The 14,621-nt window shown below is 37.8% G+C and carries 17 protein-coding genes; 11 read left to right on the plus strand and 6 right to left on the minus strand.

Translation table 11 applies throughout. The features are described 5' to 3' along the window. Positions 1 to 213: a DNA-dependent RNA polymerase subunit epsilon gene (locus RCG19_RS17310; RefSeq protein WP_166237756.1), complete on the minus strand. Its 213-nt coding sequence runs from the start codon at positions 211 to 213 to the stop codon at positions 1 to 3. Between the two features lie 461 nt (positions 214 to 674). Then, positions 675 to 1,229 (minus strand): peptide deformylase, encoded by a 555-nt coding sequence (def, locus tag RCG19_RS17315; RefSeq protein ID WP_308108139.1) that lies wholly within the window; start codon positions 1,227 to 1,229, stop codon positions 675 to 677. 170 nt (positions 1,230 to 1,399) lie between these two features. Between def and RCG19_RS17320 the strand changes: the two genes are divergently transcribed. The 5 genes from RCG19_RS17320 to lpdA all read left to right on the plus strand — a co-directional run bounded on the left by RCG19_RS17320 (position 1,400) and on the right by lpdA (position 7,404). Beyond that, on the plus strand, positions 1,400 to 2,065 hold the full coding sequence (locus RCG19_RS17320; RefSeq protein ID WP_308108140.1) for a YkyA family protein: 666 nt from the start codon (positions 1,400 to 1,402) through the stop codon (positions 2,063 to 2,065). A 397-nt stretch (positions 2,066 to 2,462) separates the two neighbouring features. Continuing rightward, on the plus strand, positions 2,463 to 3,578 hold the full coding sequence (gene pdhA / locus RCG19_RS17325; RefSeq protein ID WP_166237760.1) for a pyruvate dehydrogenase (acetyl-transferring) E1 component subunit alpha: 1,116 nt from the start codon (positions 2,463 to 2,465) through the stop codon (positions 3,576 to 3,578). Between the two features lie 3 nt (positions 3,579 to 3,581). Beyond that, positions 3,582 to 4,559, plus strand: coding sequence for an alpha-ketoacid dehydrogenase subunit beta (locus tag RCG19_RS17330; RefSeq protein WP_308108141.1), 978 nt, complete (start codon positions 3,582 to 3,584; stop codon positions 4,557 to 4,559). A gap of 120 nt (positions 4,560 to 4,679) precedes the next feature. Continuing rightward, a complete protein-coding gene (locus tag RCG19_RS17335; RefSeq protein ID WP_308108142.1) occupies positions 4,680 to 5,984 on the plus strand; it encodes a dihydrolipoamide acetyltransferase family protein in 1,305 nt (434 codons plus the stop codon). A 4-nt stretch (positions 5,985 to 5,988) separates the two neighbouring features. Continuing rightward, positions 5,989 to 7,404 (plus strand): dihydrolipoyl dehydrogenase, encoded by a 1,416-nt coding sequence (gene lpdA, locus RCG19_RS17340; RefSeq protein WP_308108143.1) that lies wholly within the window; start codon positions 5,989 to 5,991, stop codon positions 7,402 to 7,404. A 473-nt stretch (positions 7,405 to 7,877) separates the two neighbouring features. On the opposite strand, the gene RCG19_RS17345 is transcribed toward lpdA, so the two are convergent. Further along, on the minus strand, positions 7,878 to 8,312 hold the full coding sequence (locus tag RCG19_RS17345; RefSeq protein ID WP_308108145.1) for a DUF1885 family protein: 435 nt from the start codon (positions 8,310 to 8,312) through the stop codon (positions 7,878 to 7,880). Positions 8,313 to 8,473: 161 nt separating this feature from the next. Between RCG19_RS17345 and RCG19_RS17350 the strand changes: the two genes are divergently transcribed. Both RCG19_RS17350 and RCG19_RS17355 read left to right on the plus strand, forming a co-directional pair. Next, entirely contained in the window at positions 8,474 to 8,773 is a 300-nt protein-coding gene (locus tag RCG19_RS17350) for a DUF3055 domain-containing protein (protein WP_308108146.1), read from the plus strand. Between the two features lie 168 nt (positions 8,774 to 8,941). Further along, positions 8,942 to 9,064 carry a GapA-binding peptide SR1P gene (locus tag RCG19_RS17355; protein WP_166237772.1) on the plus strand — a complete coding sequence of 41 codons (123 nt, stop codon included), beginning with the start codon at positions 8,942 to 8,944 and terminating at the stop codon, positions 9,062 to 9,064. Positions 9,065 to 9,123: 59 nt separating this feature from the next. Here the strand turns inward: RCG19_RS17355 and RCG19_RS17360 are convergent, their stop codons facing one another. Then, positions 9,124 to 10,596 (minus strand): aminotransferase class I/II-fold pyridoxal phosphate-dependent enzyme, encoded by a 1,473-nt coding sequence (locus RCG19_RS17360; protein ID WP_308108147.1) that lies wholly within the window; start codon positions 10,594 to 10,596, stop codon positions 9,124 to 9,126. Positions 10,597 to 10,809: 213 nt separating this feature from the next. Here RCG19_RS17360 and RCG19_RS17365 point away from each other — a divergent pair, with 213 nt between their 5' ends. Beyond that, positions 10,810 to 11,769 carry an NAD(P)H-dependent flavin oxidoreductase gene (locus RCG19_RS17365; protein WP_308108148.1) on the plus strand — a complete coding sequence of 320 codons (960 nt, stop codon included), beginning with the start codon at positions 10,810 to 10,812 and terminating at the stop codon, positions 11,767 to 11,769. Positions 11,770 to 11,810: 41 nt separating this feature from the next. After that, positions 11,811 to 12,083 carry a UPF0223 family protein gene (locus RCG19_RS17370; protein ID WP_308108149.1) on the plus strand — a complete coding sequence of 91 codons (273 nt, stop codon included), beginning with the start codon at positions 11,811 to 11,813 and terminating at the stop codon, positions 12,081 to 12,083. A gap of 70 nt (positions 12,084 to 12,153) precedes the next feature. Here the strand turns inward: RCG19_RS17370 and RCG19_RS17375 are convergent, their stop codons facing one another. Continuing rightward, a complete protein-coding gene (locus tag RCG19_RS17375) occupies positions 12,154 to 12,786 on the minus strand; it encodes a YktB family protein (RefSeq protein WP_308108150.1) in 633 nt (210 codons plus the stop codon). 179 nt (positions 12,787 to 12,965) lie between these two features. Here RCG19_RS17375 and RCG19_RS17380 point away from each other — a divergent pair, with 179 nt between their 5' ends. Further along, positions 12,966 to 13,160 carry a hypothetical protein gene (locus tag RCG19_RS17380; RefSeq protein WP_166237782.1) on the plus strand — a complete coding sequence of 65 codons (195 nt, stop codon included), beginning with the start codon at positions 12,966 to 12,968 and terminating at the stop codon, positions 13,158 to 13,160. A gap of 256 nt (positions 13,161 to 13,416) precedes the next feature. After that, entirely contained in the window at positions 13,417 to 14,214 is a 798-nt protein-coding gene (locus tag RCG19_RS17385) for an inositol monophosphatase family protein (protein ID WP_308108151.1), read from the plus strand. 101 nt (positions 14,215 to 14,315) lie between these two features. Here RCG19_RS17385 and RCG19_RS17390 read toward each other — a convergent pair whose 3' ends face one another. Continuing rightward, entirely contained in the window at positions 14,316 to 14,501 is a 186-nt protein-coding gene (locus RCG19_RS17390) for a YlaF family protein (RefSeq protein ID WP_166237784.1), read from the minus strand. Positions 14,502 to 14,621 lie beyond the last annotated feature (120 nt).

The raw sequence follows: 14,621 nt of genomic DNA on the forward strand, positions 1-14,621 counted from the left end.
TTATCCAATCTCCAATACTTTAAAGTCTTCATTTTGTTTCTCATATTCTAAATGTGCTCCTGATACTTCTTGTACAATTTCAACATTATATCCGCGATCGGCAATCTTAATACGAACATCTCTTACCGATTCTCCTTTAATAAAAAGGGTTTTTGTGTTTTCCCTTACAGGGACCTGATTAATGCTTTCTTGATAATATACTTTATATATCATGACAAATTCGCTCCTTACTCAATCATAACTTTTTCTATTATATATAATAATTTCATCTTTTTCATTTATTTTCTTTGGTGGGTCATGGACTTTTATGAAAAAGTAGGTAAAAATCAGCTATTTTTACAATTTACAATAACGAAGGAGCCCTTCTTGTTTTGGAAGGGCCCTTAAAAATAATTAGGCAATGGATTTTTTTCTAAGCAAATCTTTCCACTGTTTTAAAAGCTTTTTCCTTAGCTTCTTTAACATAGTGGATCATCTCCTTACCTCTTATTTTATACGAACCTTGTCCAATGTAAAGCAAGCAATGGCAGATAATCGAAAATTTTTAAAAATAAATGTTTTTTCCTATTATTATATGATGAATTCGCTGATTTTTTCATGGGTAAACATGGAATTACTATGCCCCACAATCATAAAAAAAACACAGGGCCTCAAATAAAGGCCTGTGTTTCACCTTATCTTTCGATAGCAATGGCATTTTCAATTGCCATAAATGGATCTTCTTTATTGATATAGTCATAAAACATGATGCCATTTAAGTGATCGATTTCATGTTGAAAACAAATAGCGGCGAGTCCTTTTAAGCGAAGTTTGACCTCTTCACCAGCAAGCGTGATCCCTTTAACTGTGACCCTAGCGTGTCTAGGAACGAACCCCGGTATCGGTTCATCCACCGAAAGACAGCCCTCTCCTGCTTGTAAATACGATTTTTCAACGGAGTGGCTGATGATTTTGGGGTTATATAAGGCATAGCTATAAAGCTTCCCTGTGTCGTCAGTTAAATGAACAGCAATCATTCTTTTTGAAACATTTATTTGCGGAGCAGCTAAACCAATTCCCGGACGTAAACTATATTCCGCAGCAATTTCGCCATTTTGGCTATTAATAACATATTCTAAAAGGCTGGCTAAAATTTGTTGATCCTCTTCTGATGGCGGCATGGCGACTTCCGCAGCTACCTTTCTAAGGGTAGGATGGCCATCTCGAATAATATCCTCCATCGTTAACATGAACCTTCACTCCTGTGTTCAAAAAAGTTATTAGCAATCATTAGTCTATCAAACATTAGATAAAATGTTAACAATTGATTGATAAAACATCGCTATTTTTTTGCCCCGAATATTGTCAAACAAATAAAGTATAGATATAGTAAAGGTGGAAGTAGTTAGGAGGTATTCAAGTGTTGTTTAAACAAAGTGGTCGTTATTTACTATCTCTAATAGCTATATCTTTGTTGATTTTATCGGGTTGTGTTGGAAACAAGACACCTGCTGAAAAAATGTATGATGTTTTAGAGGATGTAGTAACAAAAGAAAAAGTTTTTGAAGAACAACAAGACCCCCTTGTTACGTTAGAAAAGAAAGAAAAAAATATATATGACCAAATTATTGAACTTGGAATGAAAGAATATGACCAGATCGTCAAGCTTTCAGACGAGGCCATTCAATTAACAAATGAAAGAAAAAATCATATGGAAAGAGAAACAAAAAGCTTGAAAGAATCTGAGCAGGCATTTAAGAAAGCAGCCGGCATTAAGGATGACTTTGATGATACGAAAGTTAAAAAAACGGCTAATGAATTATACGATATCATGATGCAGCGGTATCAAGCACATGAATGGCTATATAAGGAATATTCTTCTGCTTTAACATATGATAAAGAATTATATGGTATGTTTAAAAATAAGAACTTGCCTTTAGAAGACTTAGAAGCACAAGTAAATAAATTAAATGAACAGTATAAACAGGTTTTTGAAGCTAATGAAAAGTTTAATATGCTCACGGATCAATATAATGATAAGAAACAATTATTTTATAAAAAGGCAGGATTAAAATCGAATAACTAATCGTCACTCCATTGATTAGCATTGGCAGAATACTGCCGATGCTTTTTCTATATTATAACAAAGAAAATTTTGGTGAGATTTTATACAACAGTTTTTGGGTTAATGGTGATACAGTTGCCGAAATTGAATTTAATATTTTTATCATGAATATGGTGAAAAATAATGATACTTAGTATTTGACGGGTGAAAATTATTGATGTAAACTCATAAGTGAGCTGAAAAGTTGTATCAATGTAGTTACATAAAAGAGTAATACAGAATAAAATGATGATGGGGTAATCGTATCATGTTTTATCAAATTGCTATTGCGCTTTTAATCTGTGTTTTTTGGGTAATCTAACTTAGTGGATTTATTTTTAAAAATTAAGCTCTGAATAGAAAGGAAGAGGTGACCAAAATGGCTTCTAAACTTAAGAACGCCCAGCTTGATGCGAAAGTAGCGCTCGAGACTGTAGAAGATCAATTTCAAACGCTTCAAATTCTAAATGAACAAGGTGAGGTAGTTAACGAAGCTGCAATGCCTAACCTAACTGATGAACAACTTCAGGAATTAATGCGCCGTATGGTGTATACAAGAATTCTTGATCAGCGCTCCATTTCTTTAAACCGTCAAGGAAGATTGGGTTTCTATGCCCCAACTGCCGGACAGGAAGCTTCTCAATTGGCTTCACAGTTTGCCCTTGAAAAAGAAGACTTTATTTTACCTGGATATCGTGATGTTCCGCAAATTGTATGGCATGGATTACCGTTATCCCAAGCATTTTTATGGTCAAGGGGCCATTTTCAAGGCGGGCAGATTCCTGAAGGAGTTAATATTGCGATTCCACAAATCATTATCGGAGCCCAATATGTTCAGACTGCCGGTGTTGCACTTGGTATGAAAAAACGCGGAGCAAAAGCTGTTGCTATTACCTATACTGGTGACGGTGGTACATCACAAGGTGATTTCTATGAAGGAATTAACTTTGCCGGTGCATTTAAAGCTCCTGCGATCTTTATTATTCAAAACAACCGTTTTGCTATTTCAACGCCTCGTGAAAAACAAACAGCGGCCAATACATTGGCACAAAAAGCTGTTGCAGCTGGAATTCCTGGTATTGTAGTTGACGGTATGGATCCATTGGCTGTTTATGCGGCAACACATGATGCTCGCGTGCGTGCGCTTAATGGTGAAGGTCCAACACTTATCGAAACTTTAACATACCGTTATGGCCCACATACAATGGCTGGCGATGACCCAACTCGTTATCGTACCGCTGACCTTGACAATGAGTGGGAGAAGAAAGATCCGCTTGTTCGTTTCCGTAAGTTCCTTGAAAACAAAGGACTATGGAGTGAAGAAAAGGAAAATCAAGTAATTGAACAAGCCAAAGAAGATATTAAAGAGGCAATCAAAATTGCTGATGCTGCTCCTAAACAAAAGGTGACAGATCTCATCTCCATTATGCATGAAGATATGCCTTTTAACCTAAAAGAACAATTTGAAATTTATAAAGAAAAGGAGTCGAAGTAAGCCATGGCTCAAATGACAATGATCCAAGCAATTACAGATGCATTACGTACGGAATTACGTAATGATCCGAATGTGTTAGTATTCGGTGAAGATGTAGGTTTAAATGGCGGTGTATTCCGTGCGACAGAAGGACTGCAAAACGAATTTGGCGAAGATCGTGTATTTGACACACCACTTGCTGAATCAGGTATTGGTGGTTTAGCAGTCGGACTTAGTTTACAAGGATTTCGACCCGTACCAGAAATTCAATTCTTCGGGTTTGTCTTTGAAGTAATGGACTCCATTTCTGGCCAGGCTGCCCGACTTCGCTATCGTACAGGCGGAAAATTTAATGCTCCGGTAACATTCCGTTCGCCTTTTGGAGGCGGCGTACATACACCCGATATGCACGCTGACAGTTTAGAAGGTCTAATGGCACAATCACCAGGTGTGAAGGTCGTTATTCCGTCAACACCATATGACGCTAAAGGTCTTCTAATATCATCTATCCGTGATAATGATCCGGTTATTTTCCTTGAGCACATGAAGTTATATCGTTCATTCCGTCAGGAAGTACCTGAAGAGGAATATACCATCCCATTAGGGAAAGCTGATGTGAAACGAGAAGGTAAAGATGTATCCATCATTACTTATGGGGCAATGGTTCACGAATCATTAAAAGCTGCAGAAGAGCTAGAGAAAGAAGGGTACTCTGCGGAAGTAATTGATTTACGAACAATTAGCCCAATTGATATTGAAACGATTATTGCCTCTGTAGAAAAAACAGGACGTGCAATTGTTGTTCAAGAAGCCCAAAAACAAGCTGGGATTGCAGCAAATGTTGTAGCAGAAATTAATGACCGTGCCATCTTGAGCTTAGAAGCACCTGTACTGCGGGTTGCGGCACCAAATACTGTATTTGCGTTCCCGCAAGCGGAATCCGTTTGGCTTCCTAACTATAAGGATATAATCGAAACAGCTAAAAAGGTATTAAATTTCTAAATCTTTGCAGGATACTTCTGTAAAGTTCGACAATCATATTCGGGAAAAGGCTTTTCTTTTCCCATCTTTCATCATAGCAAAGTTGACAAAAATTTATGTAAAAATAGGAGATGAATCTCAGTGTCATTTCAATTTAAAATGCCTGACATCGGTGAAGGTATTCATGAAGGGGAAATCGTCAAATGGTTTGTAAAGCCAGGTGATAAAGTCCAAGAGGATGATGTCCTATGCGAAATACAAAATGATAAAGCAGTAGTAGAAATTCCTTCCCCAGTTGAAGGTACAGTTCAGGAAGTTTTAGTTGGAGAAGGAACTGTTGCTACTGTTGGTCAGGTTCTTGTTACTTTTGATGCACCAGGGTATGAAAACTTACAATTTAAAGGCGATGAGCATGCTGAAGAAGCTCCAAAACAAGAAGCAGCACCTGCACAAGAAGTAAAACAAGAGACTGCAGCTCCGGCAGCAGAAGCAGAGCAACAAGCAGAGGTTGATCCGAATCGTCGAGTAATTGCGATGCCATCTGTTCGTAAATATGCGCGTGAAAAAGGTGTTGAAATTCGTCTTGTTGCCGGTTCCGGAGATAACGGACGTGTACTAAAGACAGATATTGATGCATTCTTAAACGGCGGTGCAGCTGTTCAAGCTTCAGAAACAACGACAGCTCCAGCTCCTGAAGAAGCCAAAACAGAGGCTCCAAAGGCTGCTCCAATTCCACAAGGTGAATACCCAGAAACAAGAGAGAAAATGAGCGGTATTCGTAAAGCAATTGCTAAGGCAATGGTTAATTCTAAACACACGGCACCACATGTAACTTTGATGGATGAAGTGGATGTGGCAAAACTTGTCACACATCGTAAGAAATTTAAGGAAGTTGCTGCTGCGAAAGGTATTAAGCTTACTTTCTTGCCATACATCGTAAAGGCTTTAACAAGCGCATTACGTGAATTCCCAGCATTAAACACATCACTTGATGATGCAACAAGTGAAATCATTCATAAGCATTACTACAATATTGGGATTGCAGCGGATACAGATAAAGGCTTGTTAGTACCAGTTGTGAAGGATGCAGACCGTAAATCAGTTTTTACTATTTCAAATGAAATTAATGAATTAGCTGGTAAAGCACGTGACGGTAAACTTGCTCCACATGAAATGAAAGGTGCATCATGCACGATTTCGAACATTGGTTCTGCAGGCGGACAATGGTTTACACCTGTTATAAACCACCCTGAGGTAGCCATTTTAGGTGTTGGACGTATTGCAGAAAAACCAATTGTGAAAAATGGTGAAATTGTTGCTGCCCCTGTTTTGGCACTTTCATTGAGTTTTGATCACCGGATGATTGACGGCGCAACAGCTCAAAATGCATTAAATCATATTAAACGTTTATTGAACGATCCTGAACTATTGTTAATGGAGGCGTAATCTAATGGTCGTTGGAGATTTCCCAATTGAAACAGATACTATAGTCATCGGTGCAGGCCCTGGGGGGTACGTGGCAGCCATTCGTGCCGCCCAGCTGGGACAAAAAGTAACGATTGTTGAAAAGGAATATGTAGGCGGCGTTTGTTTAAATGTCGGTTGTATTCCATCAAAAGCATTAATAGCGGCAGGCCATCGGTACGAAACAGCGCTACATTCTGAGTCTTTCGGAATTACTGCTGAAAACGTAAAAGTTGATTTTTCCAAGGTTCAGGAATTTAAAGCCGGAATCGTTAAAAAATTAACAGGCGGTGTGTCAGGATTATTAAAAGGAAATAAAGTCAATATTGTCAATGGTGAAGCATACTTTGTTGATGCTAATACACTTCGTGTAATGGATGAAAATTCAGCTCAAACGTATACGTTTAAAAACGCGATTATCGCGACAGGTTCCCGTCCGATTGAGCTTCCTACTTTTAAGTATACAAAACGTGTTCTAAATTCTACCGGAGCACTTAACCTTAATGAGGTCCCTGAAAAAATCGTTGTCATTGGCGGCGGTGTAATCGGAATTGAGCTTGGCGGTGCCTACGCAAACTTTGGCAGTCAAGTGACTATCCTTGAAGGCGCTGATGAAATTTTAGGTCTTGGTGTTTTTGATAAACAAATGGCCGCACTTGTTAAACGCAGCATGAAGAAAAAGGGTGCGGAATTCTATACAAAAGCACTGGCTAAAGGCGTTGAAGAGACAGAAAACGGTGTGGTTGTCACTTTCGAAACAAAAGGCGAAGAAAAGAAAATCGAAGCTGATTATGTATTCGTCATGGTTGGCCGCCGTCCAAACACTGATGAAATGGGCTTAGAACAAGCAGGTGTAAAACTAAGCGATCGTGGACTAATTGAAATCGACAAACAATGTCGCACGAATGTAAGCAATATTTATGCGATTGGTGATGTTGTTCAAGGACCACAATTAGCACATAAAGCATCATATGAAGCTAAGATTGCTGCCGAAGCAATTTCTGGTCATCCTTCTGAAATTGATTACTTAGGAATTCCGGCTGTTGTCTTCTCAGAACCTGAGTTAGCATCGGTTGGGTATACAGAAGCACAAGCTAAAGAAGAAGGTATTGAAGTAAATGCTGCTAAATTCCCATTTGCAGCAAATGGACGTGCCCTTTCACTTGATAGCGGTGATGGTTTCTTAAAATTGATTACACGTAAAGAAGACGGTCTTGTGATTGGCGCCCAGATTGCTGGAGCAAGTGCATCAGACATGATTGCCGAGTTAGGTTTAGCGATTGAAGCTGGCATGACTGCTGAAGATTTAGCGATGACAATCCATGCACATCCAACACTTGGTGAGATTACAATGGAAGCAGCAGAAGTTGCTCTTGGAACTCCAATCCATATTATTAAATAATGAAAAAATAAAGTCCTTTCATCGAAAAGATGAAAGGACTTTATTTTTATGTGGCGAATTAGTTTAGTAATTAAGGATTGAAGGGTCATTTCCAAAAATGTGAAAGTCCATTAAAAATGAAATATATCCCATCCTTCCAGAACATATACTTATAACACTAGATGTCTTTGCTCATTCTTAAGATCAATAGATTATGAGTGGTGATAAATATGAGAAACTATGTGGTATTATTGCTCCAGTTTATTATTTGGAGTGGGTATACACTGATAGAATTTATCTCAAAGCATGATCAGCTCATTTACAAGATAATGATGTTTTTTGTATTTTTTTATCTGGCCTTTTTATTAGGAAACCAAGTAACAAAATCAAAGCGAAAAGGGCTCTTTATAACCGTACTGAGTTTAGTCATTTATACTTCCATCCATTATACATTGTTCCAGTTTTTACATTAAAAAAGCTCCGTACAGGAGCCTTTACTTTCTTGGATAGTAATACATGATTCTTTCGTTAAAAAGATGCAATTCACCTTGCAGCTTTTTAGCAAGGAATTTGGCAAATTCGTTTGCCTTTCCTTTGTCTCCATGTGTAGATTGTTCTGGGAGTGTAATTTGAATGTTCACCTGCTCGCTTTCCTGTCCATCCTCACTACGAACCGATTCTTTGTCAATACCAATTAAGATAGCATAATAGCGCTCATGATTTGATTTTAAATAAAACCACTTTCCTTTGCCTTCTTCTGTTTCTTTAATTTCATACGGAAAGGCGGAATCACCGTACTGCCAATTCAATTGGTCACCCGTTTTAGTAGTAATATTTTTATAGTAATGAAATAAGTCCATTACCTCTTCAATTGTTACTGTTTGTTTTGCAGATGAGGGCACTAGCTTAATAAATGCGTTTTCAGCCATCATCATTCCCCCCCTAATGTCTATTGATTATGCAATTCTATTCTAGCATTGATTAAAAAGTACTGACAACATTTACCGAAATAAAACCTGTGTTTTCTTGTTATTTTTTAGAAAGTAAATTATAATAATATTCTAAATATTTAATGAAAGGTAGGGGTCCAATGGAATTATTTGATAAACTCTATGATGAGCATGAAAATGCAAAGGTGAGGTTCATTGGTTTTACCACAGAAGATACTCGATATGATTTCGGTATTATTTATACAAATTTGTTTTTTGGAAAACCACTTGTTGTCTGCATGCAAACCGGCCGTTCAACTCTCCTCGATCCTAAAGACATTGAAGATATTGATTACCTTCAAACTGTATTCCGTATCCCAGATAAACAACAGGCAGCAGATTTAGCTGATTTTTTTAGCACTACACTTCCAACTATTCCTTTTGTTACCCAATATGATTGAAGTATTTTGAAAATGGCCCAAATAGGGGCCTTTTTTTAATGAAATTTATTTAATGTGACATACAATTTAGGCTTGAAATTTTAAATGTGATATATTATTATTGAATTAAGGATATTTAAACGCTTTCAAAATTCATGATCATTCAATTAAGAAAAGGGGATTGAACAGATGGGTACTCTTGTATGCCAAACATGTAACTCTACTATTGATCATTTTGAAGATGAAAAAGTAACAGTACTTTATTCGAAGTGTAACTGTTGCGAGGACCATCATACTGCTGAAGAAAAATAATTTCATTAACCATTCTTATAAAAAATGAAAACAGGATTCCTTTTCGGAATCCTGTATTTTTATTTAATTGCTTTGTACTCTTTTATCACATGGATAAATTTAATTTCATCGTCTTCAGGTCCTTGAACAGGCAATCCTGCTTCAAGATTTTCATGAATGTAATGAAGGTTTTCTTTTGTAATGATTTCTCCGGGAATAAAAATTGGAATCCCTGGTGGGTAAACCATAACAAATTCAGCAATGATTCTGCCCTCTGACTCAGCAAAAGGAATGACTTCCGTTTCAGCATAAAAAGCATCACGGGGTGTTAATGCAAGAATTGGAATTTCAGGCAGTAGAACCTCTACAGGTTCAATTTTTTCTGGACGATAAGCACATTCAGCTGCAAGTTCCTTTAAAGCATTAATTAATAGGGCTGCTTCATTCTCTGTATCACCGAGTGCGATAATACAAAGGATGTTATAAAGGTCTGATAATTCAACTTCAATATTGTGTTTTTCTCTAAGCCAATTTTCAACCTCATAGCCAGTTAAACCAAGCTCTTTTACCGAAATAATAAGTTTTGTTGGATCATAATCAAAAGTAGCTTTGGATCCTAAGATTTCTTCACCAATACAATGAATATGATCGATTTCATTGATTCGTTGGCGAATCGACTGTGCTAATTGTATCGTTCTGCTGATCAAATCTTTTCCCTTTGTTGCTAACTGCTTGCGTGCAACATCCAGTGAGGCTAATAATAAATAGGATGTAGACGTTGTTGTCAACATGCTTAAAATCGATTGAACATGTTTAACAGATACCAATCCTTCTTTTACATTTAGAATGGAGCTTTGCGTCATGGAGCCTCCTAGCTTATGGACACTAGTTGCGGCCATGTCAGCACCAGCCTGCATGGCTGAAAGTGGGAGCTCATCATGGAAATGGATATGGACACCATGTGCCTCGTCAACTAGAACAGGTACTTGGTAGGAGTGGGCGATTTCTACAATCTTCTTCAAATCTGCCGAGATACCAAAGTAGGTAGGATTAATGACTAATACTCCTTTTGCATCTGGGTGTTGCTCGAGTGCCTTTTCTACAGCATCTGTCGTAATTCCATGGGAAATTCCTAATTCTATATCAATTTCAGGATGAATAAATACAGGAATGGCACCGGAAAAAACTATCGCTGACATAACGGATTTATGGACATTTCTAGGAACGATGATTTTATCCCCAGGTCCGCAAACAGCCATTACCATGGTCATAATTGCCCCGCTTGTACCCTGGACAGAAAAGAATGTATGGTCTGCGCCAAAGGCTTCAGCAGCTAAATCCTGTGCTTGTTTAATCATTCCCTTTGGGTGATGGAGATCATCAAGGGGGGCAATGTTAATAAGGTCAATTGAAAGGGCATTATCACCAATAAACTGGCGAAATTCTGGATCAATTCCTGTACCTTTTTTATGGCCTGGAATATGGAATTGAACCGGATTTCTTTTTGCATGGGCTACTAAACCGCTGAATAACGGTGTTTGATTTTGTGACAATGATTACTACACCTCTTTATGAAAAAATACTCATCTTTACTATGGTCAATAAAACATAAAGCAAAAGGAATTATAGCACTATTCCAAGGGGTTGCATAGATTTCTTAAATATTTCTTTGTTTTTATTTGTTTCAAGTTAGTTTCCCATTAATACAGGAAATTTAACCTTTTAAGGCGAAATAACAAATTAACAAATTATTTGGGGGGATCCATTTGAATTGGCAAACAAAAGTGACCGAGATTTTAAATATTCGTTATCCGATTATCCAGGGAGGGCTTGCCTATTTGGCATATTCTGAATTGGCAGCGGCTGTTTCAAATGCTGGAGGGTTGGGTCAAATTACCGCGATGTCATTAAGCAGCCCCGATCAACTTCAAAAGGAAATTCGAAAAGTAAAAGAGTTAACGAATAATCCCTTCGGGGTTAATTTTGCTATTGGACAGCATGGCAGACCATTTGCTGATTTCCTTCAGGTAGCCATTGATGAAAACGTTCCTGTTGTCTCGATGACAGGCGGAAACCCTGCCCCCATTTTTGAACAGTTAAAAGGAACATCCATAAAAACACTTGTCCTAGTTGCAGCGAGACGGCAGGCGATGAAGGCAGAACAGTTGGGAGCAGATGCAGTTATGGTCGTGGGGCAAGAAGGAGGCGGCCACCTTGGCAGAGATGATATTGGTACCATGGTGTTAATTCCACAAGTGGTCGATGCTGTTTCTATTCCAGTAATCGCCTCTGGCGGGATTGGTGACGGAAGGGGCTTGATGGCAGGCTTAAGTTTAGGGGCTGAAGGAATTGAAATGGGAACGAGGTTTATTGCTACGAAAGAGTGTGTCCATGCACACGAAATATACAAACAAACATTAGTGGAAGGAACAGAGTCAGACACGGTGGTGATCAAGCGAACATTGGGAGCGCCGGCAAGGGCCATTGCCAACACCTGGACGGAGAAAATTATTGAAATTGAGCAATCAAAGGGTGAATATGATCAGTTAAAGGACTTCATCAGTGGAACCGCTAATAAACGATACATATATGATGGAGAAACAAATGAAGGCTTTGCGTGGGCCGGCCAGGTGATGGGACTGATTAAGGATGTACCTGCCGTTACAGATCTTTTTTCCCGAATGATTAGTGATGCGGAACAAATTCGTGCAAAATGGGGAAAATAAAGGTATGATTCACTATAGTGAAAAAGTTAGCAGGTGAAAAAATGGAATATCAATATCCGATCGATTACAATTGGTCTACAGATGAAATTGTTGATGTCATTAAATTTTTTGAGGCAGTTGAACAGGCATATGAAAAGGGAATTGAACGAGACAAGATTATGATGACTTATAGAAGGTTTAAAGAAATTGTCCCGAGCATCGCGCAAGAAAAAACCATTTGCGGCGAATTCGAAGAAATAAGTGGATATTCTTCCTATCGAACAATTAAAAAAGCAAAAGAATCCGCATCAGGTGACAGAATTAACATGAAATAACTGGAAAAGCTCCCGAAAAATATTTCGGGAGTTTTTCCAACTGCCCAGCTCCAGGGCGCTTCTGCTTTTCTTATTTCATGTTTTGAGCAATTTTATAGAGGGGAGCCACATTGTTAAATACATCCTCAATTTGCTGCAATAACCCTTCGGAACCTAACTGGATGGTTTGATCCCTCTCAATGGTAAAACCGCATAATAACTCTGCCTTTTTTACATTTTGCAGTCTAGCAAAGTTTGAAAGCAAATCAGCTTTTGACAAATTTCCGTGTTTAATTGTATCAGGCTTCATATGATCTAACGACCAGACGTAGTCTTTTGGTATTTCCTTAAATATTTTATTGGCCTTTTTTGTAAATCTTGCTCCCATGTCCTCTTTTTGAGGTGCTTCATAAATGACGGCAAACCAAATGAATAAATGGGTATGCCACAAGCCTATTTGGAAATGGGGCAGCATTTTATAGCCGCGAGGATTATTGGCAAAGGCCACCCATGTATCTTTTGGCGGATTGATTGTCCGTCTTGCATGCTTTGCCACATGGACAAACATTTCATCTCCTGTTAAATGAGACAAAGATGGCGCAAAGTGCGCCCCTAGAAGCTCTAATTTAGGACGGATTGTCCTTTTAAGTGCGTCCATTCTTGCTTCTAAACCATCTAGTAAGAACACATCAAAATCTTCATTTGTAAATCCATTGAATTCCATCTGTAATCCCTCCAACACGCAATTCGCCATTAATTGTAGCACATTGCCGAAATTACAAGAAGTTTGGTGCTTATATAGGTTAAAGCACATATTTGTTGCAACCCTTCAAGAATCCTCATATGATACAGTAAAAAAATAATCAGAAAAGTCAATCAAAACGGAGGAAGGGGAGGAGAAAGGTGAAACAATTAATGAATACTTCATTAAAAAAAGCGGGCGAAAAAGAAAGAACTGCGGTATTGAGATTAGAAATGGATTATGAATTGGCGGTATTATTTGAAGCAATTGAGGAAAAGAATGAGAGAAAAATGAAAGAATGTAAACAAAAGTTAGAAAAAATCCGCCAGGAATTATTACGATTTAAAGCTCTTTGATTGATTGGGGATATTTTAATCAAAGGAGTAATAAATTAGAATGAACCCAAAAAGAATAAATTATTTGCTTATCTAAAACGGACTCCAAAAATGATTGCGAGGAGTTCGTTTATTATTGTGCAGATATGTGATATTTTGAACGTATAGGGAGCTATAAGTTGATGTGTTTCATCAATTTGATTAAGCTAAAGGTACATCAAATAATAGAGCATGCTTGATACTACATACAATAGAAATCGGGAAATGGAGGGGTATTATGAATTGGGAAGAAATTGATACTTATGCAAAAGAATGGGTAAAGGAAGCAGGAAACAGGATACGTTTATCCTTTGAGAAGACATTAAGTATTGAAACAAAGTCAAACGCCAACGATCTTGTGACAAATATGGATAAGGAAATAGAACAATTTTTTATAAATAAAATTAGGGGGATGTATCCGGAGCATAGAATTATGGGGGAAGAAGGATTTGGTGATGAACTGAACAGCCTTGATGGAATTGTCTGGTTAATTGATCCCATTGATGGAACGATGAATTTTATCCATCAACAAAGGAACTTTGCGATATCCATAGGGATTTATGAAAATGGAATTGGCCAAATTGGCCTCGTTTATGATGTGGTCCATGATGAATTGTATCATGCAATTCGGGGCAAGGGTGCTTTTTTAAATGGAAAACAACTACCAGTACTTAAGGAATCAAAAGTGAAGGAATCCATCATCGCCCTTAATGCCACATGGGTAATGGAGAATCATCGTATCGATCATAATTTGTTGATTCCATTAGTTAGAAATGCCAGAGGGACCAGATCCTACGGGACAGCGGCACTTGAATTGGTGTTTGTTGCAACAGGGAGGGTGGATGCCTATCTTTCGATGCGATTATCGCCATGGGACATTGCTGCAGGGGCAGTTATTGTAGAAGAATTAGGTGGAGTAGTAACTAATTTAAAGGGGGAAAAACATAATTTTCTTTCCCAAGATTCACTTTTCACGGCAAATCCCGGTTTACATCAAGAAATCTTAAAGGATTATTTAAGGGTAGGTCAATCGTAAAAAAAAGAAGCCACTTGGCTTCTTTTTTAAGAGATAAGAGAGTATAACTTTTAACTTTGAGAATTGTCCAGCTCCAGCACCCCAGGGCGCTTCCACTTTTCTCATAATTCTCCACTTTCACGCATTTTTCTTTTTGTTTTAAATCCTAGTCCCATGATGACAATTACTGCTAAAATACAGCCAATTGCTCCCAGTAAACTTTTTTCACTAATAGCAATACCGATTCCCATGATACTAGCTGCAGCAAGTATTGCATACATAAGTAAAGGCCATTTTACACTTTTCATTTTTTCAGATCCCTTCAATAGTAAACGGTAACAATCATATTTTTTAGATATATTTTTTATTCTACATAAAATGCTTTAGGGTTTCCACTTTATTTATGGTATAATGTTTTAGTTGTAAAT

The sequence above is a fragment of the Neobacillus sp. OS1-2 genome (assembly GCF_030915505.1).
In the GTDB taxonomy this organism is placed as follows: domain Bacteria; phylum Bacillota; class Bacilli; order Bacillales; family Cytobacillaceae; genus Neobacillus.

Bases quoted from the DNA above. Each gene is read 5' to 3' on its own strand.
- RCG19_RS17310 (WP_166237756.1), bottom strand. From the start codon at position 213: ATGATATATAAAGTATATTATCAAGAAAGCATTAATCAGGTCCCTGTA.
- def (WP_308108139.1), bottom strand. From the start codon at position 1,229: ATGTTAACGATGGAGGATATTATTCGAGATGGCCATCCTACCCTTAGA.
- pdhA (WP_166237760.1), top strand. From the start codon at position 2,463: ATGGCTTCTAAACTTAAGAACGCCCAGCTTGATGCGAAAGTAGCGCTC.
- RCG19_RS17330 (WP_308108141.1), top strand. From the start codon at position 3,582: ATGGCTCAAATGACAATGATCCAAGCAATTACAGATGCATTACGTACG.
- lpdA (WP_308108143.1), top strand. From the start codon at position 5,989: ATGGTCGTTGGAGATTTCCCAATTGAAACAGATACTATAGTCATCGGT.
- RCG19_RS17345 (WP_308108145.1), bottom strand. From the start codon at position 8,312: ATGGCTGAAAACGCATTTATTAAGCTAGTGCCCTCATCTGCAAAACAA.
- RCG19_RS17350 (WP_308108146.1), top strand. From the start codon at position 8,474: ATGGAATTATTTGATAAACTCTATGATGAGCATGAAAATGCAAAGGTG.
- RCG19_RS17355 (WP_166237772.1), top strand. From the start codon at position 8,942: ATGGGTACTCTTGTATGCCAAACATGTAACTCTACTATTGATCATTTT.
- RCG19_RS17370 (WP_308108149.1), top strand. From the start codon at position 11,811: ATGGAATATCAATATCCGATCGATTACAATTGGTCTACAGATGAAATT.
- RCG19_RS17375 (WP_308108150.1), bottom strand. From the start codon at position 12,786: ATGGAATTCAATGGATTTACAAATGAAGATTTTGATGTGTTCTTACTA.
- RCG19_RS17385 (WP_308108151.1), top strand. From the start codon at position 13,417: ATGAATTGGGAAGAAATTGATACTTATGCAAAAGAATGGGTAAAGGAA.
- RCG19_RS17390 (WP_166237784.1), bottom strand. From the start codon at position 14,501: ATGAAAAGTGTAAAATGGCCTTTACTTATGTATGCAATACTTGCTGCA.